Genomic DNA, 22,170 nt, shown 5'->3' on the forward strand with positions numbered 1-22,170 from the left:
TAGATTTAATACCCAATCCTCAATCCCCAATATCATCGCAATAGCGAGTATTTTTGTCGGATGTAGATTGCCGCGCCATTGAGAATTAAAATAACGAGCATTAAAGCAATAATAGTTGCTGCGGCTGCGTTAGAAAAACCTGGTTCTGGACGAGTAATGTAGGAGTAAATTTGGATGGGCAATGCCATAAATCTTTGGAACAAACCAGGGCTAAAGGTCAAGAAACTAACGGCTCCAACCACAATCAGAGATGCAGCATCACCAATAGCACGGGAGACTGAAATAATTACACCCGTTAGAATTCCTGGAACAGCATACGGTATGACATGATTGCTAATGGTTTGCCACTTGGTGACGCCCAAACCATAAGAAGCATTTCTGAGAGAATCGGGAACCGCACGAATCGCTTCTCTAGAAGTCACAATAATGACTGGTAGAGACAGCAAAGATAAAGTTAGCGCTCCAGAAATTAATGCAGGACCAAAGCCTAAAAGATAATTGAAAACACCCAATCCTAGCAATCCGTAAACAATCGAAGGAACGCCAGCCAGATTACTAATATTGACCTCGATTATATCCGTCCACCAAGTTTTTGGTGCATATTCTTCAAGATACAAAGCGGCTCCTACTCCTACAGGTACAGAAACTAAAATTACTATCAGACCCAGCAAAAGACTGCTGACAACTGCAGGAAGAATACCACCGCGATCGGGAAACCTCGAAGGTGTTTCTGTAATAAAACCTGGTGTTAAAAATCTTGCCAATCCGTCGCTACAGATATCAAATATCAGGAGAGCAAGGACAAACAAACCAACGAGTAACCCAAGCAAAAATAGGATTTCAAAGACTTTGCCTACTGTTTCTCTACGGTCTATGTTGTCGGTAAAGTCGTCTGCTTTTTGCTGAAAATTCTCTGGATGAATTGAATTAGCCATGTTGTTAATCGTATTTCTCCTTAAAGCGTTTTGTAATCCAGTTACTTGCAATATTTAGAGCCAGCGTTATCAAAAACAAAACGGCTCCAACAGCGTATAAAGTCTTGTAATTCAAACTGCCACGAGGACTGTCTCCTCCAGAAATTTGAGCCATGTAAGCTGTCATAGTTTCTACTGACTCAAAGAGGTTAACAGTTAATTTTGGTTGTTGTCCTGCAGCAATCACAACAGTCATTGTTTCACCTACAGCGCGAGAAATTCCCAGAATAATTGAAGCGGTAATCCCCGAAAGAGCAGCAGGTAGGAGAATTCTGAATATGGATTCGAGTTTTGTTAGTCCCAATGCATATGCACCTTCTCGCAAAGCACCAGGAACAGCTTGTATGGCATCTAAACTAATAGAACCAACGGTAGGGGTAATCATGACTCCCATCATTAAACCGGCACTTAAGGCATTAAAGATTTCTAATGGGAGAAAACTTCGTAAAAAGGGAGTCACAAATAGCAGAGCAAAATAACCATACACTACTGTAGGTACCCCTGCTAGCAGTTCTACCGCAGGACGTAAAATGGCTGCTACTTTTGGTTGAGCATATTCACTCAAATAAATAGCAGAAGATAAACCCAACGGAATTGCAACAGCCATTGCAATCACCGTAGTGAGTAAAGTTCCATTAATTAATGGCCACACCCCAAAATGTCTATCTGCAAATAGCGGTGTCCATTGCGTATCTAAGAAAAACTTAGCTAAGGAGACTTCTTGGAAAAATTCAAACGCTACTTGAAAGATAATGACGACAATCCCTACAGTCGTAAGAATTGAGACTAATCCGCAACAAAATAAAATTGTTGCAATAATTTTTTCTTGAATGTCGTCAGTTGCTTGTTTTTCAATTGAGCGATCGTAACCGTCATTCAAATAATTTGCGCCCCGCATAGTTTGTTAGTTGTTAGTTGTTAGTTGTTAATGGCTAATTGGTACGTTTTCATTAGCCCTCCTTTGTTCGCCAGTTCCAGAGTGTGGGAAACCCCTTCGGGTTCGCCAGTTGCCAGGGCGCGGGAAACCCGCCTACAGCACTGGTCTCACCGCCTACAGCACTGGTCTCACCGCCTACAGGGCTGGTCTCACCAGTCTTCCATTAGCCAATTAAAGATACTTTGTAATAGGCTGACCTGGTTTTGCATCTTTAAAATTAGACCCCGTTTTCTCAACAAGAAACCTCTGTTTTGTCTTGGCATATGCTTCATCGGTAAGTTCAACGTAGCCTGATTCACGAACCCATTTTTTAGAATTGTCTAAATAAAAACTTACAAAATCTCTGACAGATGGTTTGCTGTCTAGAGCTTTCTTGTTGACATAGATAAAAAGAGGACGTGACAAAGGTGTGTATGTGTTGTTAGCAACTTTTGAGGGAGGATTGGGTGTTTCACAATGTCCTTCTAAATTTTGTACGGCTACTAAATGCAGCTTATCTTGATTTGATAGATAGTATGAAATCCCAACATATCCCAGTGCTGTCTCATCCCCCGCGATCCCCTGAACTAGTACGTTTTGGTTGTGGCTCGGAGTGTAGTCTGTGCGGCTGACTTTAGCCTTCTTATTGATGGCTTGTGTAAAATAGTCAAACGTTCCTGTATCGGAAGCGGGTGCGTAAAGCTTCATGGCGCGATTGGGAAATTTTGAGTTTACTTGATTCCATCGGGTAACCTTATTCGTTGATTTAGGACTCCAAATCTTGCTAAGTTCTTGGATAGACAAACATTTCAAAAATGTATTGTTGTGGTTTGCTATGACAGCTATTCCATCAAGCGCTACAGGTAATTCGACAAATTCAATCCTTTTCTTACGACAAGCTTCAATTTCTTCTTTTTTAATGGAACGTGAAGCACCAGCGATATCTATTTGACCGGAACAGAACTTACTTATACCCCCACCAGTACCGCTAGAAGCGACACTGATCTGAGCATCTGCTTTGACCTTTTTGAATTCCTCTGCAACAGCCTGATGGAGAGGATAGCCGACAGATCCACCATCAATACTGACCTGCTTTTCCTTCTCTCGAGCACCACTACAAGCAGTCATGCTTAAGGCAAGCAATATGAGTAAGTTTGGTAAAACTTGATGTTTTAATGGAATACAAGATGACATTCTCACTTGGGTCAACTACTTTTTGCTATGTATACAACACCTACAGGAGGATGTGAGCAGGTGCAGCGATCGCAACCGAATCATTTTAGAATTGAATTCTCAACACAGATTTCATCTCACGTTTTAATACTCGAACGTAAAAATGGCGACTTTTATTTTATAAGTGGTAACTTTGTTTAGAAAATAGCCCCTTCACAAGTTCTCATATCATTAAATTACGGTATTTACATAAGTTTACCGTATAGTTTCCATTAATTGTATTGAAAAAAGTATAAATTTAACAGTACGCAATACTGTTTTATCATTACTTTTTGACATAATATTTATTGACAAATTGCGTTTTAAATGGTAAACAAGCTCCAGTAAGACAGCGCAAAAGACGGTCACTCAGTTATAGCTGCACTGTCACACTTTATACATTAGAGCTTGTAAGAATCTTTTTAAGTATATATAGCAGTCCTATTTAATTTATAAAATTATGAACTACAAAGACGCAAAGAGCACGAAGAAAAGAGAAATTTGACAAATGATTTAGGATTGCTATAGCACCCAATGACTTAGTAAGTTTATACTGTTTTTATAAGTTTACATTCCAACTTATTAAGTGAAAACAAACATTAGTACGATTGAATATTTAATACTTTCTCCTCGCTCGGAGATGCTATACTAGCAGGGATTTTAGATTGTACAATAAGGAAATAATTGAGCAGTGATTGGCGTTGCAGTTGTTGGCACGGGATTTGGGCAAAAAGTTCACATACCTGGATTGAAAGCTCATCCTCACACAGAAGTAGTTGCTGTCTACAATCGAGATTTAGATAAAGCAAAAGCGATCGCACAATCTTACAATATTCCCCATGCCTGCAATGCGGTAGAAGACATTGTTCGATTACCTGAAGTACAAGCCGTCAGTATTTCCACACCGCCATTTTTACATTATGAAATGGCAAAAATTGTGCTGCAATCCGGGAAACACCTACTATTAGAAAAACCCGTCACCATGAATGCAGCTGAGGCTCAAGAACTGTATGAGTTAGCCAAACAAAAGAGCGTTATTGCTTCTGTAGATTTTGAATTTCGTTTTGTACCGGGTTGGCAATTGTTTTCCGAACTCTTGTCTCAAGATTTAGTTGGTTCCAAGCGTTTCATTAAAATTGATTGGTTGGGTTCTTCTCGTGCGGATGCAACACGTCCCTGGAATTGGTACTCTCGTAAAGACCAAGGAGGGGGTGCATTAGGTTCTTTGGGTTCCCATACTTTTGATTACATTCACTGGTTGTTTGGTCCTGTACGCAGATTGAACGCTCATTTCAGTACCGCCATTGCTCAAAGACCAGACTCCAAGACGGGAGAATTCAAGCCAGTGGAAACAGATGATACCTGTATGCTGACCCTGGAATTAGCAGATGGAACTCCTTGTCAAGTCTCCATTAGTGCTGTAGTACACGCACACCGCACCCATTGGGTAGAAGTTTATGGAGAGCGCGGTAGTTTAGTGTTGGGGAGTGAAAATCAAAAGGACTACATCCACGGATTTCACGTTTGGGCTTCGAGTCCCGGTAAACCTTTGTCTGAAGTAGAAATACCCAATCGGTTGTTATTTCCAAAAAACTTTGCTGATGGTCGAATTTCTGCGTTTGTGAGAGTTGTAGACCAATGGGTTCGGGGAATTGAACGCAAGCAGCAAACAGTTCCGTCTTTGAAAGAAGGTATTTATTCTCAATTATTGATGGACATATCACAAGAATCAAATACTAGGTCAACTTGGGTCGATGTCCCTTCTTTAGAAGAATTTTTAAATAAGTAATTGTTCACGGGGTTATTGGTTAGCGATCGCCGAGAGCCGATCGTTCTATACCCAATCGTAGATGTGATTTTATATCTTTTGGAGGGGGTGCGATCGCCACTTCTTTAAGGACAATGTACCTGTCACAGGAAACCTGTTTTGGCAAACACCGATAACCCCGAAAGATTCGGGGTTTTTGTATGGGGCTAAATTATGTAAATTTATGTATAGACGATCGCATAATTTGATTTATTTCCTTAGGATGGTGTGAAAGGTTGTTACACAAATCAAAATACAAACAACACTGGAATACGCTGCATAGATTAAAGCACCGTAGACCCCGATAACATCGGGGTTTTTTATTTATATTTTAGTCTGAAAAAATTTTCAATTACCAATTAATCTGTTTCTGATTGTTCCACTTCTGTGTAGTTTTTGGGGAATACAACCTGACGTTGAGACGGGTCAAATCGGAAACCCTGTTCTTGCATAATCGTTTTACTTTGACGTGGGTCAAAGTTCCGACTAAATTCAGCCTGCAAATCATAAACCCGTCCTTCGAGCTGCTTGACATCAACGCGGATAGCTCTTAGCTTTTCTTGCTGCGACCAGTGATAGGGTAAAAGCTGAATTAAGGCGGAAATCGCTGCTGCTGAGATGACAATATTAACCCCTATCTTTACTGTCGTTTCCAAAGCTAGCACTTGATAAGAGCGTTGGCGAAGACGCCGTTTTGGGCGAGGAGTAACTCGGCGCTTTTCTATTGGTTGCAGCGGTGGTCTAGACGGTTGAAAAGCATTCATGGTAGTAAAAAGATAATCGGAAACCTACACCACAAAAAGCGCAGCTGCACTTATTGCGATTTTATGTGCTGTCATATTACTTCATTTTTTCAACTTGGTACACTGAGATTCTGGTAAAAAATCCTGGCTTTACAGATACAGTTTTCAGTTGTGATGACACCAAGCCGCAAGTGCCTAAAAACCGTACTTGTAAAGCCAGGTTAATAACCTTCTAGAAGAAGGTTACGAATTATAAAGTGATGTTGCTAAACGCCAAGCTAGAACACCTGGGATAAGCGCGACAACAAGAGCGATGTACACTTGAGTGTCTGAAATACTAGTAATTTCTGCCAGATAGAGCAGATTTGCTATCGACATGGTTTAAACCTCACAATCTCAACGATTTTGAACAGTTCGTTTACTACTTTTCCCTGTTTTGCGAAGATTGGGGAATAGGTTGTTACAAGATGCAACATAAACAGTTGTAGAGACGTGCAATGACACGTCTCTACGTCAAAAATTCACCTATAAAACTCACAAAAGTCAAGTAATGTTCATAAAATTTATTAATTAATTGGGAAGACGACCGATAGTTGGGCGAGATTAAGCCCAAATAAAACTTTTTCAATCCACGCATCCACTCATCTAAAATTCAAAATGGTATAACTTATGAGCTTGTATTTGGGCATAGACTTCGGGACATCAGGTGCAAGGGCTACAGTCATTGACAAAGAAACTTGTACCCAGTTTGAGGGACGCTATCCCTTCGATATGTTAAAAGCCTTTGACTTAGCACACGACTGGAAAAACGCTTTATTCACCTTGCTTGAGGGAATTCCAAGGGAGTTAAGGCAAGAAGTTAGAGCGATCGCAATTAATGGTACATCTTCGACAGTTTTGTTGTGTGACAGCGAGGGTCAACCAGTGGATACACCTTTGTTGTACAACGATGCACGAGGATCTGTGGTGATGAACGAGTTAAAAGCGGTAGCTCCTCCCAATCATACAGTTTTAAGTGCGACTTCCAGCCTTACCAAACTTTTATGGATGTCACAATTGCCATCTTTTACGGAAGCAACGTACTTCCTGCACCAAGCAGACTGGCTGGCATTTCTTTTACACGGGCAATTAGGTATTAGCGATTACCACAATGCACTAAAGTTGGGTTATGACGTAGAAAAGTTAGAATATCCCGATTGGCTCAAACAATTGCAAATTCCAGTTCGCCTGCCAAAAGTCATCGCTCCCGGTACACCCATTGTAGAACTACGTGCTGACATTGCGGATAAGTTGGGTTTTCGTCGCGATTGCTTGGTTTGTGCGGGTACAACTGATAGTATTGCAGCTTTTCTTGCCAGTGATGCAACACTCCCTGGTGAAGCAGTGACATCTCTAGGATCGACACTGGTACTTAAGCTGTTAAGCCGGACTCGTGTAGATGATGCAAGATACGGAATTTACAGCCACCGCTTGGGGGATTTGTGGTTGACCGGAGGTGCTTCTAACACTGGGGGTGCAGTCCTCAAGCAATTTTTTACAACTGAGGAGTTAGAAAGCCTCAGCCAAGAAATTGATGGGTTGAAAGCAAGTCAGTTGGATTACTACCCGTTATTAAAGCCAGGGGAGAGATTTCCCATGAACGATCCAAATTTGTCTCCACGATTGGAACCGCGTCCGGATACCCAGGTGGAATTTTTGCATGGGTTGTTAGAAAGCATTGCTCGGATAGAAGCACGGGGATATGAGTTGTTGCAGGATTTAGGGGCTGATAAGTTAACTCGTGTTTACACGGCTGGAGGTGGTGCGGGTAATCGTGTTTGGAGAATCATTCGGGGGCGTCTTTTGCAGGTACCCGTTGAGTGTTCTGTGAATGCAGAAGCGGCTTTTGGAACAGCTCTGTTGGCAATGCGGGGGATTTCATCATTTGGGAAGCCTTGACGCATCTGAATACTGCTCAGCTGTGCTCCCTCGAATTTTCTTGACACAAAGGGAGAAGGGGGGAGGGTATGACTAATTTTTTCCATTTTTCCCAAGTGTGAGAATCTGCAAATTCTATGCACGACAGCTTAATTAAATTCGACCGAGTTTTTCAGAAAATTATAGAATTGTTAAAATACGTAAAAAACCTTTGCACGACAATAAGGAGCTAGTCAAAGGCGCTGTCTTTGATGAACCGTTACTATCCCCTACTCCTCACAAAAAACCAACATCCAAAAATTTAACTGAGGACAAGAATAAAACTGTGTCTGAAAAATTCAAAGTAGCACCTAAAGAACCAACTGTTGGACTAACCGCAGACCTTGCTGAAAATCAACAAAGAAAGCTGTCAATCTTTACTGCAAAGAATGGCAGGAAGAAAGCTGAAATCGTTAAAATGCTTTTAGATGAAGCACTTGTGGATATTGAAGATTAATACTTAATACAATAAGTAATATAGAGAAGAGAGAAAGTGTTTGATGATTTTCAGGAGATAGAGAATGAACGTGTAACCTTTGTAATATTTGGGAAAATACTGGTACCGACGCGTTAGCAGCTTGCTTTAAGCTATTTTATAAGTAATAACACGTGCATCAACACCATTTGGTTTTGGCTGCTACTCTTATGCTCTTAAAAGAAAATTTGTACTACAAAAGATTCTATGTTTGACTATAGGGAAAATCTATTGAAGGCTTTGAAGGCAAACACTCCTCATATTGAGGCTATCAAAATTTTATATGAATTGTTAATAGATGGGGCAAAGAAAAACTGCTTATCCAGTGTGTGGAGTCCATTTGGTTTCTCAATCATATATCTAAATCCCCCTACGTCTACCGATATTGTCCGGCTTCATATATGGCTCTCAAATATGCGTCCGAAGCAAGTCCCTGATTGGCCAATACATTTCCATTCTTGGACATTATATAGCAGGATTTTGTGTGGAAGCGTCACCAACAATATCTATGAAGTTCAACAGAATCGTAATGGCGATCGCGAGTTGTATCAAGCAAAGTATATCAACAATAATTCTTCTACACTTGAATCCACGGGTGTGAGAGTTTCTTGTAAATTATTAAAAAGCAAAACGTATCACGCCGGTCAAAGTTATTTTGTAAAGCCTGGGGAGTATCATTCTGTTGATGCTGGAGAAAATATGTTATGTGCAACTCTTGTACTCATGACTGACCAGAACAGCGATATTCCTTGTATTGTTGGAGATGTTAACCACAGCAACGACTACACATATGAAAGAGAGATTTTAGACGGTGAGCGATCGCTTAAAATCATCAACGAATTGAGCGCTACACTTTCTAATATTTATTTTTAAATAATCTTTTCACAGAAAATTTTTTGCGTTCTATGCTTGTTCCAACGTTACAAAGTAAAGGTTAAAACAATCTAAATTTTTATTGACTGGTTACATACTCCTAGTTTCTTCAATGATAATGTTTTACTGTTAACTAAGTGTCAAGTATATTTATTCTTATTTTTAGGAGCCACTTATGAGTCAACAGGAATGGTTGATTGATGAGGCTGTTACGCCCGACCTTTCATCTTTTGAAGAACTCGAAAGCCAACTGAATTCTAGCCCACGGAGTCGAGATGTTACCAGTCAACCAGAGGCTCCAAATTTGGCTGTAAGATTGCAGGACGTTGTGATATGGGATACGAAAAAGTGGTTTGGAGATGCAGATATGCGACTCGATGCATTGGTGGTTCACGGTCACGCCATCGCAGGGGACACATCAAGCATTTACATGCCACAAACGTTTCGTTTTCCTGGTGTTAAAAGTCGCGATCGCTTGCCAACAGGAGAAAATGGTCTACTGATATTTTATGGTAAGGCTCTATACTTCTTAGATATTTTTATTACAGTATCTCGCGATCGCGGTGAATCAGAGGACTTAGCAACATTACTTAACAAGCAGTTGCAGTCACCAGATATTCAAGGATCTTTAGGAAGTTTGCTTGGGTTAGCTGTTGCTGCACCACAAGTTAGCACGGTGACTGCAGCTATGTCTGCAGCCTCGGTGCTGGGCAATTTTACTTATCAAGTCTTAAGGAAAGTCACTGGTGATACCATAGGTCTTTATCGTACCTCTTGGTTGCAGCATAAAGATGGTTTTGGAATTGGACGTCATCCACAAGAAGGAACGCATCATGTTAAAGATCTGTCCTTTTGGTATGAAATCGTCCAAGAAGGAACTTAATGCGCTAAAGCACTACTACGAACCTCATGCGATCGCTGGCAAACCCTGATGAATTTTCTGGTAAACTAATTCCCGCAACATATTAGCTTTTTGATTTGTGATGGAAGTGCGGAGGCTTTGGAGAGTCATTCGCACGAGCAAATTCTTTTGATGGGGTTGAATACCCAAACGTTGAATTGCTTGTGGTGGAAGTTGGTGATAGTGAGTTTCGCTTAAAATATCTACGGACTCTAAAAGTTCTACGTCATCTCCTAACGTTTCTACTATTTGTTCGCAAATATCTTCTAACTCGACATCAAGCCCGGTCACAATGGACATATCCCTGTAGATGCTGGGTTGATTGGATACCTGATGGTAAAGTTCTAGGTTGGTCATCTGCTCTGCAATTTTAGGATTGGTGCTTCGCAGCAAGCGAATATCATCCATTCCCTTCACAAGCATTACCAATCGGTCTAATCCCCAACCTGATGCTAAGCCTGTATATCCTGGTTTTAGTAAACCGGGATGAGCTTCGCCACACTCTCCTACTTCAACCCATTTGCCATTGACTAAAACCTCTATTTCCAATCCATGATAAGTGTATGGATGTGAGGTTTCGTTGAGACGGTAAGATACCCCAGGAAGAACTGCATGGAGAATGATTTGAACAAATTTGATTAAAGCGTCTCTACCCAAAGCTTGATGTTCGCTTGTCAACCACACGTCCATTTGGTGCGGTTCACCTACATGACGTTTATCTACGACATCCCGACGGTAACAAATACCGGGATGGAGGATCAGCTGTTCTCCCTGTAATTTCGGGAGTAACTCTGGCACGATTGTAGTGGTGTGAGTTCTTAGGAGTCTACCGTCGTTTAGGTAGCGCGTGTATTTTGGCGATCGCGACAAACTATCTGAAGGGAAATAAAGTTTGTCGAAGTTATTAGCAACTGTGGTGATGGGTGAAGAACGCCAAATTGTTGGTTCTGGATATCCGGACGCTTGAAGAGCCTCAGCTATTTTATAGACGATAAGATTTATGGCGTGAATGCCATTTGCTGGGTTCGTCAAGTCCGGCTTTAAAAGTCCCGATAGTTCATTTTTTGCCTCTCTTTGTTGTTGTATTACAATTGAACTACATATAATAGTAGCACAATATATCAGTTAGTATTTTCTACAATTTTGCATTTACAATTTCGGAAAATCAGAATTTGTTTTGCTCAGTTGGCTCACAACATTAAGAAATTGCTGCAAAACTGGTGTTTCTTCCTTCTCATTCCACACGATCGCAGTTTCGATTGGAGGTGTCGGATGTGCGATCGCCTGATAAACTAAACCCGTGCGTTGAAGATTCTGCAAAGAAGATGGCACAATTGCAACTCCCATACCTGCAGCCACAAGTCCGATAATTGTCTGCATCTGAATTGCTTGTTGTGCAATCTTTGGGGTGAAATTTCCTTGCTGACACAGAGCCATAATTTTATCGTATAGCCCTATTCCTAAGTGACGGGGGAATAAAATAAACGGTTCATTTGCAAGAGATTGCACTGCAATAGGTTCTTGTTGTGCTAAAGGATGGGTTTGGTATAATGCTGCAATGAGTGTTTCTTGCTGAATGCACAGGTAACTCAGCTCGGTATCTTCCAAAGGTGGATACACAAAACCAACGTGAATGCGGCGATCGCGAAGTGCTTGTTCCTGTTCGGTAGTTGTTAACTCCTGCAATACCAATTCCACATCTGGAAACTGTTGCCGAAATTCCTGTAATATAACAGGCAATACACTGTAGATTGCAGGACTGATAAACCCTACTCGCAACTGTCCTATCTCTCCCCGCCCCGTGCGTTGAGTAATCTGAACTGTGCTCTCCAAGTGCGCCAACAGTTGATAGGCTTCCTGTAAAAATACCCTTCCCGCTTCCGTCAGTTGCACCTGTCGCTTAGTTTTGCGATGGAACAATTCAACTCCCAATTCTGCTTCCAACTGCTGAATTTGCTGGCTCAGAGGCGGTTGGGCTATATGCAATCGCTCAGCCGCCCGACTGAAGTGCAGATCCTCAGCGACAGCAATAAAGTAACGGAGGTGTCGCAGTTCCATATTTTTGACTAACGGAGTTCTCAGAAACTCTGTAATAATACCCTTGTGATGCGTAAACCATTCGTTATTTACGATAAGGTATAAAAAATAAATTACCAAAAAAAAAGAAAGGCCACAAATGTCTGTAAATAAAGTATTTATATACGCCGAGTATCAAGTCTCTATTCCCTTCACTGACATTGACTGGGGTCACACTAATATAGAAATGAAAAAATTTCCCGGATTAAAATCAAAAACTTGGTTAAGTGGTATAAACACTAACACTGTTGGTGGGTTTTATGAATTTGACTCTATCGAAAATGCACAAAATTACATCAATAGCTTGTTAATTCCATTTGCAAAACAAGTTAATGGAAATTTGACTGTAAAAATTTTTGATGGTGATATTACTAAAGAAGCCAGTATAGGTATGAGTTCCCCTTTCTATTTAGAAGACTTTCAATAACTATCCAACTCACAGACTTGCTGTTTTTGAACCACTCTCCATACTAAAGTGACTGAGATGAGATTCGAGCAAAGGTGTAATTGACGCTTGTGCGGCGAAATCACCAGCACGCTACCTGTTATCGGAAGTTGTATCTGCTTTTAAAAGCGGACTCAGAAAACAGTTGTTGAGTTAAAATACTACTGTTATTCTATAAATTTACCGTAATTTATGATTTACGACCAAGCGGAATTTGACTTACGCTCTGAGTGGGGCGCAAAAGGAGTGTCTCAACTAGCTCCCATCAGTGATGTTATTGTTATAGTCGATATCCTCTCATTTTCAACCTCTGTAGAAATCGCCACCAACAATGGTGCAATTATTTATCCATACCAATGGAGAGATGATTCTGCAGTTGATTATGCACGGTCTGTACAAGCAGAATTGTCAAAAGGTCGTTTAGCCAAAGAAGGTTATTCGCTTTCTCCTGCATCTTTAATGCAAATTCCTACAGGAACTAAATTAGTTGTACCGTCTCCCAACGGTTCTTCTCTAACATTGCTGACTGGGAAGACTCCCACCATAGCCGGTTCCTTGCGAAACTTTAAAGCTGTAGCCCAATTTGCTCAAAGCTATGGACGCCGGATTGCAATAATTCCCGCAGGTGAAAAGTGGGATGATGGGACACTGCGACCAGCATTTGAAGATTTGATTGGTGCTGGAGCAATTCTAAGCGCGTTAGCAGGGAGTTTATCACCGGAAGCAGAAACTGCTGTAGTCACATTTCAAAAATTTCAGCACGATTTGCGATCGTATTTGAAAAAATGCAGTTCTGGAAAGGAATTAATTGAAAAAGGATTTGAGTTGGACGTTGAGTTAGCAGCAGAATTAAATGTTAGCAACTGTGTACCTTTGCTTGCTGAAAATGCTTATGTAAATGTAAATGCTTAGAATTGGCTCGTCTGTTTTTGCTACAGCCCTATCAAGTTCTTTCTCTTTATAGAGAGGATGAAAAACACCCTCTCTGTTAGCTTCTGGGGCGGCTTTATCCCTACCTAAGGTATTTAAAAATTTTCATCATGATTTAGGCTGTCTGCGTAATATTTCTTAAAACGAAATCTCAAGATATCTCAGTAAAATTAAATTTCTGTAAAAATACGATCGCAAAAATCTTACTTAAGAATGAGGCGTTCTTAGCTACTAACTACTAACTACTAAATCTCAACTTTCAATTAACAAAAGAAGGCTTTACATACTCTTTAAATTTGGCAGTCCAAGATAGTGTAAAAATTAACTGCGTAAGTATCTGTACCTGAAATATGAAAGTTGACCCAAAATACAGCAACCCAAACAAATTCTGGAACAGACTGGGCTTAACGGTAGTTACCGCAGGAGTCATAGCAGGCTCTCTATCTATTTGTTACTTGGTATACAGGAACAATTTTGTTGACCAAAGTGGGGCAAAACGGGTGCAGGTAGAACAGCAAAACAAAACGAATCCCAAAGTGGAGCAATACCTCAAATATAGCGAGTGTCTGTCAGAAGGTGGAACTGAGGAAAAGTGCAACCCTCTTCTTCATAAGTAACGAGCGGCGAGCGGTAACTGGCGATCGAGAAAGAGAGTGAGGAACTGTTAGCTAAATTCTACTAGAGAACTTAGCCTAAATGCTTTCTGCCTTGCGCCATCTGCCTTTCTTCGGTAAATTAACCTTTTAACTCAACTGACAGATTGAGCTTTCCGAAGGTTTTTTTGGAACAGATCAAGAACGTGTGTCCAAGCATCGGCTGCGGCTTCGGGGTTGTAATCAGCTCTCTTATCACAGAAGAAGCCGTGTCCTGCTTCATAACGAAAAACCTGATGCGGAATTTGGTGTTTGTTAAGTTCGGCTTCGATTTGCTCGGTATGCTCTACTGGAATTCCTTTGTCTTGAGTACCAAAGAAAGCGTATATAGGATTCTTAATCTCAGGAGTACTCGCGATAGTTGGAGTCCCACCGCCAGGAGTGGAGTTTACGATCCCACCGCCATAAAAAGAAGCCGTAGCTTTGATATCTGGAAGTGTTGCAGCCAAGTAAACAACGTGACCGCCAAAGCAGAAACCTATGGAGCCAATGGCATCTTTCTTAACATTTGGCAAAGTTCTTAAATAAGCGATGGTGGCTTGAATATCGCTTATCAATTCGTCTGCTTTGGTTTGCTCCTTGTACTTTCTCCCGACCTGAATGTCTTCTGGGGTATATGCAGCCTCAAAACCAGGGGCGACGCGTTGGAAAAGAGCGGGTGCGATCGCTACATATCCTTCTTTTGCCAATCGCTCGGTCACTTCTCGAATGTGAATGTTGACCCCAAAGATTTCTTGAATCACAATGACAGCAGCGTATGTTCCTTCACGAGTTGGCTCAGCTAGATAGGCGTCTATTTGTAAACCCTCGTTGGGGACTCTAACGTGAGTGGTGCGAATTTCTGTAGTTGTGATAGTCGTCATTTCAGGCAATTCCTTGCAATTGATATTAGAAGAGGAGTTTGAGATATCTCATGCATTATACTACGGTAAATCTATCGAATTATGCAAATAAAAAACGAGATAAGTGTTACACTGTATAAAAAATCTAAGTAAATTAGAAAAACAATGTATTATTTAGAGCTTGAATAGTGCAGTACAGCGTCAATAAATCCTAGGGTGCAAAGTCGCCGTACTCCTACCATTGTGGTCGATTTACCTAAAAAGGGCTGCGATTGGCGATCGCACCTTCTGTCTTGAGTGTTTCTTTCATTTGGAGAAAATTTAAAGATGTGGATTCATGGTGTTCATCATATTCAAGTGACATCTCCTGCTGAAAAGGAAGATGCTATGTTATTTTTCTACAGCCAAGTTTTGGGTCTAACGAAAATTCCAAAACCTCCAGAAATCAAAGCATTTGGAGGTGCATGGTACTCTTTAGGAGAGACTCAGATTCATATCAGTCTGGAGAAGAACCCCAGTAATGAGACATCTCGGAGACATATCTGTTACCAAGTTTATAATTTAAATGCTTTTGAGGAACATCTTAGAGGCTATGGGATAGAAATTCTTCCGGATGGCAATCCAATTCCAGAGTGTCGGCGGTTTTTCCTACGCGATCCGGCGGGAAATCGCATAGAGATAGCAGAGTTTCTCAATCAATGATAAACCTATACTAACCAGCAAAAATTTTATTGAAAAATTATCAAAATGCTGCAAAGATTTATTGATAATTTTGACGCCATTCTTCTTGACATGGGGAACACTTTTATGTTCGAAGTGGATCGATTTTCCGATATGGAAAATTTCGGTTCAACCTATCAGCAGATTGGGGGCAAATTTCTGTCAGAAGAGGCAGTCAATGTTATTATAAGAAAAATTTGCAACACCATGTTTGCAGATTACGGAAATCCTCGCTACTATGAAAATTTTTCTTCCGTTGCAAGTTATTTAAAAACCATAATTCAGACGCAAGATTTACCCCGTGATGAAATTGGTTTGTTAGAACAAGTATTTGCAATACACGAAGCGGGAGTGATATCAGAACCGTATATATCTATCTTACATCAACTCCGCCAAACCCACCAACTAGGAGTTGTTTCTAATATTTGGTCTACAAGCGAATTGTACAGGAAAGAATTTGAACGAGTGGGAATCGCTCATTTATTTGATGCGATCGTCTTCTCTTCAGACTATGGCTGTATTAAACCGTCACCTCGTTTGTTTGAGAAAGCTGTTGAATTGTTAGCGGTTGAGCCATCAAAAATTGTTTTTGTTGGTGATAGCCTCAAGTATGATATAGCTGGAGCACAAGCCGTAGGTCTATCAACTGTTTGGATTAATCGTTATAGTAAGGATTTGAATGAGAGTTCCGTATGTCCCGATTTCACGATCGAACATTTACAAGAGTTACTTGAAAACCATTGGAGACAGACTTGAGCAATACTGTTCGCACTCACAATATCCATTTTGTTCTCGCCCCTGATTCTTTAAAAGGTTCGTTATCTGCAATTGCTGCGTGTGCAGCAATGAAGCTTGGAATACACAGAGCAATGGGAAAAATTCCATACCAGATTAGTGCAGTACCCCTTGCTGATGGAGGTGAGGGAACGGTTGAAGCCTTTATTTTGGGTATCGGTGGAGAGGAACGCATCGAAACTGCAAGCAATCCTTTGGGAGATCCAGTCCAAGCTAAATGGGGCGTGCTGCAAAATGGACAAGCAGTGATTGAAATGGCTCAAGCCTCTGGACTAACACTTGTTCCTCAAAGCGATCGCCGTCCCAAGGAGGCTTCATCTTACGGTACCGGACAACTAATTCGGGCTGCATTAGACGTTGGTTGTCGCAATCTCTTAATTGGTATTGGCGGTTCTGCAACAACTGATGGCGGTGCAGGAGCGTTGCAAGCACTGGGGGTACGCTTGCTTGATGCGGACGGTCAAGAATTACCAAGAGGGGGATTTGCTCTGCATCGATTGGCAAAGATCGATCTGACAGATTTGGATGTACGACTTCAAGACACTCAAATTACCGTTCTATCTGATGTAGATAATCCGCTTTGCGGAGAGAATGGTGCAGCATATATCTACGGACCTCAAAAAGGGGCGACACCAACTGATGTGAAAGGACTGGATGCTGCTTTGGAGCATTTTGCCAAAATCGCTGCTGCTACAACTGGAAGGGATTGCAAAACTGTCAAAGGTGCAGGTGCTGCTGGGGGTATGGGTTTTGGGTTAATGACTTTTTTGAACGCACAACTAAAAGCTGGTATTGACGTAGTGCTGGAAGCAACACAAATAACGCAAAAACTAGAAACTGCTGACCTAGTACTGACAGCAGAAGGCTCAATTGATGTCCAAACTTTACGTGGTAAAGCTCTGTCTGGCGTGGCGCGGGTAGCGGGTGCTGCGAAAAACGGTAAAGGTGTTCCAGTTATAGCGTTCGGTGGGACGGTACGCTTAACAAGCGATGAATTGCAAAAATTAGGAATACTCGTTTCTTTCCCTCTACCTGATGCACCGCTTCCTCTTGGAGAATGCATACAACGGGCGGAAGAACTATTAGCTAATGCGACAGAGCGAGCGATCCGGTTGTGGTTGTGTGGTTTCACGTCATCGGGCTTCTACAATCATAGGTAATCCATTTTTGGGACGAGTATTGAATCTGTAAAATGTCTCGAATTGATATCCGGGGGCGACTGTAAGTCGATAATTTTGCAAAATTGTTGCTAAATTGATTCGCATTTGCATCATCGCAAATGCATTGCCAATACAGATGCGGGGACCACCTGAGAAAGGAAGGTAGGCAAATTTGGGAATTGCGTCTTGGCGTTCGCGATGGAACCTTTCTGGATTGAACTCAAGTGGGTTGGGGAAGTACTCCCGGTTGCGATGTAACGTCCAAGGTGCAATCAGGACAACACTGTTTTTAGGAAGGGTATAACCTTGGAGCACAACATTTTCCACTGCTTGACGGGGTACCACAGTTGTTACGGGTAACAAGCGCATGGATTCTTTCAACACCATTTCCAAGTATGGCATTTGCTCTAAGTCAGATGTTGCAATCGCTCTTTGACCCAAAACTCTGTCAATCTCTTCAAACAATCGTGCTTCCACTTCTGGATGTTGGGAGATAAGATATAAAGTAAAAGCCAACGTATGCGCTGTTACTTCATAACCTGCAGCAAATAAGTTCGTGACTTCGTTGTAAATTTGGCGATCGGTAAGAAGCCCTGTCGTATCTGTAGCTTGAGCCTGAATGAGCACAGATAAAACGTCATCGTGCTTTTCAGACGATTGACGGCGTTCTGCAATTAATGGGCTGAAATAGCGACGGCTTCCCACCATCAGTCGTTTCAATTCCCAATTGCTGGGAATTGGCAACCAAGCAGGTATCGGAAATCCACTAATGCGCTCGGAGAAGAGATCGACGAAGCGGATAATTGCCTGACCTGATACTTCATCACGCAAATCCCGACCAAATAAAACTTTAGTTGTAATACCTAAGGTCAGATCCATCATGGCTTTGGGAATGTCAAGCACTTGACCTGGTTGCCATTGAGACGTCATAGCCCTAGTGTAATTAAGCATGATATCCGCATAGACGTTGATGCGTTGTGCGTGAAACACGGGCTGAATGGTAGCGCGTAATGCTTGCCACAATTCTCCATCACTGGTAAAGAGATTTTCTCCAAAAAACTCCTTCGCTGTATATTTTACGGTAAAAGGTTTTTGAAATTTCTTGGATTGCTTGAGCAGAATTTCTTGCACCAAGTCAGGGCTATTGACAAAATAAGCTGAACCAAGAAATCCTAGAGGAATGCGAAGGAAGTTGCCTTGTCCCGCCAAATGCTCGAGGTATCCAATCATATCCTCTTGCATGGCTCGCATATGTCCGCGATTGGTTTTACCGACTGGAGTTGTAGCAGTTAAGATGTTTTGAAGCATCGGATTTTTTGTAACAATATTTGAGGTTGACATAGGGCGAATGGCAAAGAGTAAAACTTTTTATACTGTTTGGCTATAGAATCATATATTTGTGCCATTTTTTCCCTCTTTTGCACATTTTTAAGATTAATAACCATCATAATCTACGCAATCTCTCAGAGGACACTTCCTCTCAAATCGGCTTCGGTCAAATTGCACCAACGCAAATTAGCAGAATACAAATTGGCATTCCTGATGACAGCGCGTTTCAAGCAAGCTTGTTCCAAAACGGCTCCAAACAAATTGGCTCTGGTCAGGTCTGCTTCAGTAAAATTCACCTTCTTCAAACAAGCTCCACTCAAATTAATTTCCTGCAAACACAGCCCTCGAAGGTCGATTTCGTTCCCTTCAACATCCGAAGGGGATTGGAGCAACTTAATTCCTTGGAAGTTACGCTCCCCTTGGAGATAGCGTCCAACCAATTCTTCTGGAGTCATTACCAAAACCATTATTTTACTTCCAATTTTTTTTCCAATAGTATTGGATCTTCTTGGCGCTACACAATCCTGGTTGAAATCAAAATGTCGCAGTCGGGCAACTCAGTCTACTAGAATTTTTTACACATTAGTCCAATTAGTTTTCAGTTTGACCGTTGGACTTAATTAAAGCTAAAAATGCTTGGCGTGCAGTTTCTTCTGATGAACGCGAGAGGATATAGAAGATGGTGTCTGTCTTCATTCATTACTGCTTTTTCTTTTTTCTTAAAACACACGTACTATAAAGCAACGCGATCGCACTCAAGAGAGTTGGGCTCTTGCTCGCTACACCTCCATTACTACCAAAAATCCCGCCGTCAGAAAAAGTCAGTTTCCGTCAGTATCCGTAATAAATAGTATTTAATTTATACAAATGCTTTCAAAAATTACGTAATTGCCTTTGGCAAGTTGAATCCTAAATCATGAGACAAGCAACTAACCAAAAGGGATAAAACAATGGACGCTAACACGATTAAAGAACAACTCCAACTCATCAACAGCCAATCCGAGAAAAAGCACATTACAATTTTAGGCGCAGGAATTGCAGGTTTGGTAGCCGCTTACGAACTCGAACGCTTGGGTCATACAGTTGAGATATTGGAAGGTAGCCCTCGCATTGGCGGACGGGTGTGGACGCACCGCTTCGGTAATGAACCCGATGCACCTTACGCCGAACTCGGAGCAATGCGTATTCCTGGCGACCACGAACTGACATTACATTACGTTCAAGAAATGGGACTGAGTGACAAGCTGTGCAAGTTTATGACCGTGTTTGAAGAAAGCAATGCCAAAATGAATATTGATGGCAAAGTTATCCGCATGAAAGATGCACCCCGCACCTTGCAACAAACAGAAGGCGGTTTATTAACGGACACTCGTTACAGCGAACAAACTCGCAATTTTGCGGCTTGGCTCAAAACCATTATTAATACCATCGCTCCTGGCAATCTCCGTTCTGATTTTGAGCGCGATTTACAATCTCACTTAATGGATGAGTTAGAGCGCTTGGATTTAAATCCTTACTTCAGCGAAGATGGTGAAACCATAGATTTGCACTCATTCCTGACTCAAAATAAGAGTTTCCGCGCCAAGTGTTCCCAAGGGTTGGATATCTTCCTTGGTGACATCATGACCGAAACCAGCCACGACCTGTTGCAACTTAAAGGTGGAATGGATCAATTAATCCAACGCTTGGCAACTTCAATCAAAGCAGATATTAAGTGCAATGCTGAAGTGGTAGCGCTGCGAGTAGAAAAAGACCATACCCAAATTACTTGGAAGCAAAACGGTCAATTGCACACCAGCAACTGTGACTACGTATTATGCACCATTCCCTTCTCCATACTCCGCAAAATGGAATTGAGCGGTTTTGACGAGCAAAAGTTAGACTCCATCCACAACACAGTTTACTGTCCCGGAACGAAAGTGGCATTTCATACCAAGGAAGCTTTCTGGCAACAAGAAGGTATCAAAGGTGGAGCTTCCTTCAGTGGTGAAGGCGTGCGCCAAACCTACTACCCCTCAGTTAAGTTTAACCCAGAGCGTGGAAGCGTCATGTTAGCAAGCTATACCATCGGTGATGATGCCGATCGCATGGGCAAAATGTCAGAGCTTGAGCGTTTTGATTACGTGCAAAACACAGTCAGCAAACTTCACCCCGAACTGAATGTACCCGGTACAATTGTGGACAAAGCATCCATTGCTTGGGGTGAGTATAAGTGGAGTGCAGGCGGATGCACCATTCACTGGGATGATAGCGAATCCAATTACTTAGCAGCACAAAGACCCCAAAACACCCTGTTCTTTGCAGGCGAACATTGCTCTAGATTCCCCGCATGGCTGCAAGGTTCTATTGAGTCTTCTCTCGAAGCTGTTCGCGACATTGTCAAGCACGAGCAAGTTACAAAGTCCACTGCTGTTAACACTATTTCTCGCACCAACCGTCAGTTGGTAACAGTTTGAACAGTCACTACTCGAGCGATTAAGAAAATTTAACAGTAAGTCGATTGTTTTATACCCTTTGGTTCTGACCCGCCACGTGCGGGTTTTTTAATGGATGGGTTTTTCTTAAAAAGCGATTAGTTGCAACTAGCGATCGCTTGGATTTGTGGAAGGTTTGAAATAGCGGTTTCAATCCCTATTAGGGATTCTTATCAGTTGCAACTATCGATAGCGTACCTCGGAGGGGTTGACGGTCACGTGACAATGCTCCCCTATTGAAGCAAGCAAGTAACAAGCAGGCTAAAAATTGCTCTCCCGCATACCCAGATGTTTGTATTCCACCGTCAACACCAGATTTAGATTGCAAAGATATTGAGTATAAAAACTTCAAAGTCTTAAGGTATTCAGAGCCTTGGCTTTCATGGATTGACGCGGGCAAACGCCAATGAAATCTCGTTGAGGTCAGCATAATAGTAAGTAACATCGCCTTCAGCTTTGCTGTTGCCCCTTGAGCGATAAGCTTCGCTTATCGCCAAAGGCGTATCGCACTTACCACCTGCTATTAATTTTGTCATCTCCACAAGTCCTTCATTTTGTGACTGTAATTTGAATAGTATGAATCGCCAAGGATTGAGACAGATTCACATTATGTGTAATTTCTAAGTTGAAAATTCCCAGTTGAAAGGCAAGCCATAGGATTATCTTTTGTAATGATTTCATTTAATGCTCTGTGTTTGGCAGAGCATTTTTTTAGGGGAGCGATATTTAATCAGTTTGGTGATGCTTGAGATTAATTCCTCAGTTGTATCTATGTCAATTCTTTCCAAGATGCCAACAGCTACAAATACAGCGCCTGAAACACTTGGGTATTTGTTTGTTACCTGATGAATCATGTTTTCAGTTTCTAACATTGATTCTGTCAGGGAAA

At 41.6% G+C, this 22,170-nt stretch carries 26 protein-coding genes; 12 read left to right on the forward strand and 14 right to left on the reverse strand.

From position 1 onward, the window contains the following. Positions 1–32: 32 nt before the first annotated feature. The 3 genes from pstA to AB0756_RS01975 all read right to left on the reverse strand — a co-directional run bounded on the left by pstA (position 33) and on the right by AB0756_RS01975 (position 3,084). Complete coding sequence (gene pstA / locus AB0756_RS01965; protein ID WP_038082644.1) at positions 33–935, reverse strand: phosphate ABC transporter permease PstA; 903 nt, start codon at positions 933–935, stop codon at positions 33–35. 4 nt (positions 936–939) lie between these two features. After that, on the reverse strand, positions 940–1,872 hold the full coding sequence (gene pstC, locus AB0756_RS01970; protein ID WP_038082643.1) for a phosphate ABC transporter permease subunit PstC: 933 nt from the start codon (positions 1,870–1,872) through the stop codon (positions 940–942). Between the two features lie 210 nt (positions 1,873–2,082). Then, positions 2,083–3,084 (reverse strand): PstS family phosphate ABC transporter substrate-binding protein, encoded by a 1,002-nt coding sequence (locus AB0756_RS01975; protein ID WP_038082642.1) that lies wholly within the window; start codon positions 3,082–3,084, stop codon positions 2,083–2,085. A gap of 709 nt (positions 3,085–3,793) precedes the next feature. Between AB0756_RS01975 and AB0756_RS01980 the strand changes: the two genes are divergently transcribed. After that, positions 3,794–4,891 (forward strand): Gfo/Idh/MocA family protein, encoded by a 1,098-nt coding sequence (locus AB0756_RS01980; protein ID WP_038082641.1) that lies wholly within the window; start codon positions 3,794–3,796, stop codon positions 4,889–4,891. Positions 4,892–4,910: 19 nt separating this feature from the next. Here the strand turns inward: AB0756_RS01980 and AB0756_RS01985 are convergent, their stop codons facing one another. The 3 genes from AB0756_RS01985 to psaM form a co-directional block, all read right to left on the reverse strand. Then, on the reverse strand, positions 4,911–5,036 hold the full coding sequence (locus tag AB0756_RS01985; RefSeq protein WP_272900112.1) for a hypothetical protein: 126 nt from the start codon (positions 5,034–5,036) through the stop codon (positions 4,911–4,913). 232 nt (positions 5,037–5,268) lie between these two features. Then, positions 5,269–5,673 carry a slr1601 family putative cell division protein gene (locus AB0756_RS01990; RefSeq protein WP_038082640.1) on the reverse strand — a complete coding sequence of 135 codons (405 nt, stop codon included), beginning with the start codon at positions 5,671–5,673 and terminating at the stop codon, positions 5,269–5,271. Between the two features lie 222 nt (positions 5,674–5,895). Next, positions 5,896–6,030: a photosystem I reaction center subunit XII gene (gene psaM, locus AB0756_RS01995; protein WP_072040725.1), complete on the reverse strand. Its 135-nt coding sequence runs from the start codon at positions 6,028–6,030 to the stop codon at positions 5,896–5,898. Positions 6,031–6,321: 291 nt separating this feature from the next. Here psaM and AB0756_RS02000 point away from each other — a divergent pair, with 291 nt between their 5' ends. The 4 genes from AB0756_RS02000 to AB0756_RS02015 all read left to right on the forward strand — a co-directional run bounded on the left by AB0756_RS02000 (position 6,322) and on the right by AB0756_RS02015 (position 9,839). Further along, positions 6,322–7,590 (forward strand): FGGY-family carbohydrate kinase, encoded by a 1,269-nt coding sequence (locus AB0756_RS02000; RefSeq protein WP_038082639.1) that lies wholly within the window; start codon positions 6,322–6,324, stop codon positions 7,588–7,590. A 190-nt stretch (positions 7,591–7,780) separates the two neighbouring features. Next, complete coding sequence (locus tag AB0756_RS02005) at positions 7,781–8,065, forward strand: hypothetical protein (protein ID WP_050045548.1); 285 nt, start codon at positions 7,781–7,783, stop codon at positions 8,063–8,065. Positions 8,066–8,290: 225 nt separating this feature from the next. After that, positions 8,291–8,956: a hypothetical protein gene (locus AB0756_RS02010; RefSeq protein WP_038082637.1), complete on the forward strand. Its 666-nt coding sequence runs from the start codon at positions 8,291–8,293 to the stop codon at positions 8,954–8,956. Positions 8,957–9,131: 175 nt separating this feature from the next. Next, the gene (locus AB0756_RS02015; protein WP_038082636.1) at positions 9,132–9,839 is read left to right on the forward strand and encodes a hypothetical protein; all 708 of its coding nucleotides are present in this window, start codon (positions 9,132–9,134) and stop codon (positions 9,837–9,839) included. A gap of 24 nt (positions 9,840–9,863) precedes the next feature. On the opposite strand, the gene srmL is transcribed toward AB0756_RS02015, so the two are convergent. Both srmL and AB0756_RS02025 read right to left on the reverse strand, forming a co-directional pair. Beyond that, positions 9,864–10,889, reverse strand: a complete 1,026-nt coding sequence (gene srmL, locus AB0756_RS02020) for a PheS-related mystery ligase SrmL (protein WP_038082635.1) — start codon at positions 10,887–10,889, stop codon at positions 9,864–9,866. Positions 10,890–11,006: 117 nt separating this feature from the next. Further along, positions 11,007–11,915 carry a LysR family transcriptional regulator gene (locus AB0756_RS02025; protein ID WP_038082634.1) on the reverse strand — a complete coding sequence of 303 codons (909 nt, stop codon included), beginning with the start codon at positions 11,913–11,915 and terminating at the stop codon, positions 11,007–11,009. 118 nt (positions 11,916–12,033) lie between these two features. On the opposite strand from AB0756_RS02025, the gene AB0756_RS02030 reads away from it, so the two are divergent. From AB0756_RS02030 to AB0756_RS02040, 3 genes are all read left to right on the forward strand, one after another. After that, positions 12,034–12,360, forward strand: a complete 327-nt coding sequence (locus AB0756_RS02030) for a YdhR family protein (RefSeq protein ID WP_038082633.1) — start codon at positions 12,034–12,036, stop codon at positions 12,358–12,360. A gap of 210 nt (positions 12,361–12,570) precedes the next feature. Further along, entirely contained in the window at positions 12,571–13,290 is a 720-nt protein-coding gene (locus AB0756_RS02035) for a 2-phosphosulfolactate phosphatase (protein WP_038082632.1), read from the forward strand. Positions 13,291–13,658: 368 nt separating this feature from the next. Next, positions 13,659–13,925 (forward strand): hypothetical protein, encoded by a 267-nt coding sequence (locus AB0756_RS02040; RefSeq protein WP_038082631.1) that lies wholly within the window; start codon positions 13,659–13,661, stop codon positions 13,923–13,925. Positions 13,926–14,056: 131 nt separating this feature from the next. On the opposite strand, the gene AB0756_RS02045 is transcribed toward AB0756_RS02040, so the two are convergent. Next, complete coding sequence (locus AB0756_RS02045) at positions 14,057–14,815, reverse strand: dienelactone hydrolase family protein (protein ID WP_038082678.1); 759 nt, start codon at positions 14,813–14,815, stop codon at positions 14,057–14,059. 345 nt (positions 14,816–15,160) lie between these two features. On the opposite strand from AB0756_RS02045, the gene AB0756_RS02050 reads away from it, so the two are divergent. The 3 genes from AB0756_RS02050 to AB0756_RS02060 are packed head-to-tail and all read left to right on the forward strand — an operon-like array spanning position 15,161 to position 17,478. Then, entirely contained in the window at positions 15,161–15,505 is a 345-nt protein-coding gene (locus tag AB0756_RS02050; protein ID WP_237266026.1) for a VOC family protein, read from the forward strand. 45 nt (positions 15,506–15,550) lie between these two features. Beyond that, on the forward strand, positions 15,551–16,279 hold the full coding sequence (locus tag AB0756_RS02055; RefSeq protein WP_038082630.1) for an HAD family hydrolase: 729 nt from the start codon (positions 15,551–15,553) through the stop codon (positions 16,277–16,279). Next, positions 16,276–17,478 carry a glycerate kinase gene (locus AB0756_RS02060; protein WP_050045549.1) on the forward strand — a complete coding sequence of 401 codons (1,203 nt, stop codon included), beginning with the start codon at positions 16,276–16,278 and terminating at the stop codon, positions 17,476–17,478. The genes AB0756_RS02055 and AB0756_RS02060 overlap by 4 nt, the downstream gene beginning before the upstream one ends. On the opposite strand, the gene AB0756_RS02065 is transcribed toward AB0756_RS02060, so the two are convergent. Together AB0756_RS02065 and AB0756_RS02070 are read right to left on the reverse strand one after the other, a co-directional pair. Beyond that, positions 17,452–18,786 (reverse strand): cytochrome P450, encoded by a 1,335-nt coding sequence (locus AB0756_RS02065; RefSeq protein WP_038082675.1) that lies wholly within the window; start codon positions 18,784–18,786, stop codon positions 17,452–17,454. The two genes, AB0756_RS02060 and AB0756_RS02065, sit on opposite strands and share 27 nt — an antisense overlap. A gap of 155 nt (positions 18,787–18,941) precedes the next feature. After that, positions 18,942–19,274, reverse strand: a complete 333-nt coding sequence (locus AB0756_RS02070) for a pentapeptide repeat-containing protein (RefSeq protein WP_167844828.1) — start codon at positions 19,272–19,274, stop codon at positions 18,942–18,944. A gap of 483 nt (positions 19,275–19,757) precedes the next feature. Between AB0756_RS02070 and AB0756_RS02075 the strand changes: the two genes are divergently transcribed. After that, positions 19,758–21,263 carry a flavin monoamine oxidase family protein gene (locus tag AB0756_RS02075; protein ID WP_038082629.1) on the forward strand — a complete coding sequence of 502 codons (1,506 nt, stop codon included), beginning with the start codon at positions 19,758–19,760 and terminating at the stop codon, positions 21,261–21,263. Positions 21,264–21,441: 178 nt separating this feature from the next. Here the strand turns inward: AB0756_RS02075 and AB0756_RS02080 are convergent, their stop codons facing one another. The 3 genes from AB0756_RS02080 to AB0756_RS02090 form a co-directional block, all read right to left on the reverse strand. Continuing rightward, a complete protein-coding gene (locus AB0756_RS02080; RefSeq protein WP_153021579.1) occupies positions 21,442–21,609 on the reverse strand; it encodes a hypothetical protein in 168 nt (55 codons plus the stop codon). A gap of 52 nt (positions 21,610–21,661) precedes the next feature. Next, positions 21,662–21,823, reverse strand: coding sequence for a hypothetical protein (locus AB0756_RS02085; RefSeq protein WP_237266024.1), 162 nt, complete (start codon positions 21,821–21,823; stop codon positions 21,662–21,664). 135 nt (positions 21,824–21,958) lie between these two features. Next, the gene (locus AB0756_RS02090; protein WP_038082628.1) at positions 21,959–22,153 is read right to left on the reverse strand and encodes a hypothetical protein; all 195 of its coding nucleotides are present in this window, start codon (positions 22,151–22,153) and stop codon (positions 21,959–21,961) included. Between the last annotated feature and the right edge of the window lie 17 nt (positions 22,154–22,170).

The sequence above is a fragment of the Tolypothrix campylonemoides VB511288_2 genome (genome assembly GCF_045999855.1).
GTDB classification, from domain to species: domain Bacteria; phylum Cyanobacteriota; class Cyanobacteriia; order Cyanobacteriales; family Nostocaceae; genus Scytonema; species Scytonema bouteillei_A.

What these genes read in the sequence shown, in the direction of transcription:
- AB0756_RS02075 (WP_038082629.1), top strand. Translation starts at nt 19,758, where the DNA reads ATGGACGCTAACACGATTAAAGAACAACTCCAACTCATCAACAGCCAA.
- AB0756_RS02055 (WP_038082630.1), top strand. Translation starts at nt 15,551, where the DNA reads ATGCTGCAAAGATTTATTGATAATTTTGACGCCATTCTTCTTGACATG.
- AB0756_RS02065 (WP_038082675.1), bottom strand. Translation starts at nt 18,786, where the DNA reads ATGCTTCAAAACATCTTAACTGCTACAACTCCAGTCGGTAAAACCAAT.
- AB0756_RS02000 (WP_038082639.1), top strand. Translation starts at nt 6,322, where the DNA reads ATGAGCTTGTATTTGGGCATAGACTTCGGGACATCAGGTGCAAGGGCT.
- pstC (WP_038082643.1), bottom strand. Translation starts at nt 1,872, where the DNA reads ATGCGGGGCGCAAATTATTTGAATGACGGTTACGATCGCTCAATTGAA.
- AB0756_RS02015 (WP_038082636.1), top strand. Translation starts at nt 9,132, where the DNA reads ATGAGTCAACAGGAATGGTTGATTGATGAGGCTGTTACGCCCGACCTT.
- AB0756_RS01990 (WP_038082640.1), bottom strand. Translation starts at nt 5,673, where the DNA reads ATGAATGCTTTTCAACCGTCTAGACCACCGCTGCAACCAATAGAAAAG.
- AB0756_RS02025 (WP_038082634.1), bottom strand. Translation starts at nt 11,915, where the DNA reads ATGGAACTGCGACACCTCCGTTACTTTATTGCTGTCGCTGAGGATCTG.
- psaM (WP_072040725.1), bottom strand. Translation starts at nt 6,030, where the DNA reads ATGTCGATAGCAAATCTGCTCTATCTGGCAGAAATTACTAGTATTTCA.
- AB0756_RS02040 (WP_038082631.1), top strand. Translation starts at nt 13,659, where the DNA reads ATGAAAGTTGACCCAAAATACAGCAACCCAAACAAATTCTGGAACAGA.
- AB0756_RS02030 (WP_038082633.1), top strand. Translation starts at nt 12,034, where the DNA reads ATGTCTGTAAATAAAGTATTTATATACGCCGAGTATCAAGTCTCTATT.
- AB0756_RS02070 (WP_167844828.1), bottom strand. Translation starts at nt 19,274, where the DNA reads ATGGTTTTGGTAATGACTCCAGAAGAATTGGTTGGACGCTATCTCCAA.
- pstA (WP_038082644.1), bottom strand. Translation starts at nt 935, where the DNA reads ATGGCTAATTCAATTCATCCAGAGAATTTTCAGCAAAAAGCAGACGAC.
- AB0756_RS02035 (WP_038082632.1), top strand. Translation starts at nt 12,571, where the DNA reads ATGATTTACGACCAAGCGGAATTTGACTTACGCTCTGAGTGGGGCGCA.
- AB0756_RS02010 (WP_038082637.1), top strand. Translation starts at nt 8,291, where the DNA reads ATGTTTGACTATAGGGAAAATCTATTGAAGGCTTTGAAGGCAAACACT.
- AB0756_RS01975 (WP_038082642.1), bottom strand. Translation starts at nt 3,084, where the DNA reads ATGTCATCTTGTATTCCATTAAAACATCAAGTTTTACCAAACTTACTC.
- AB0756_RS02090 (WP_038082628.1), bottom strand. Translation starts at nt 22,153, where the DNA reads ATGTTAGAAACTGAAAACATGATTCATCAGGTAACAAACAAATACCCA.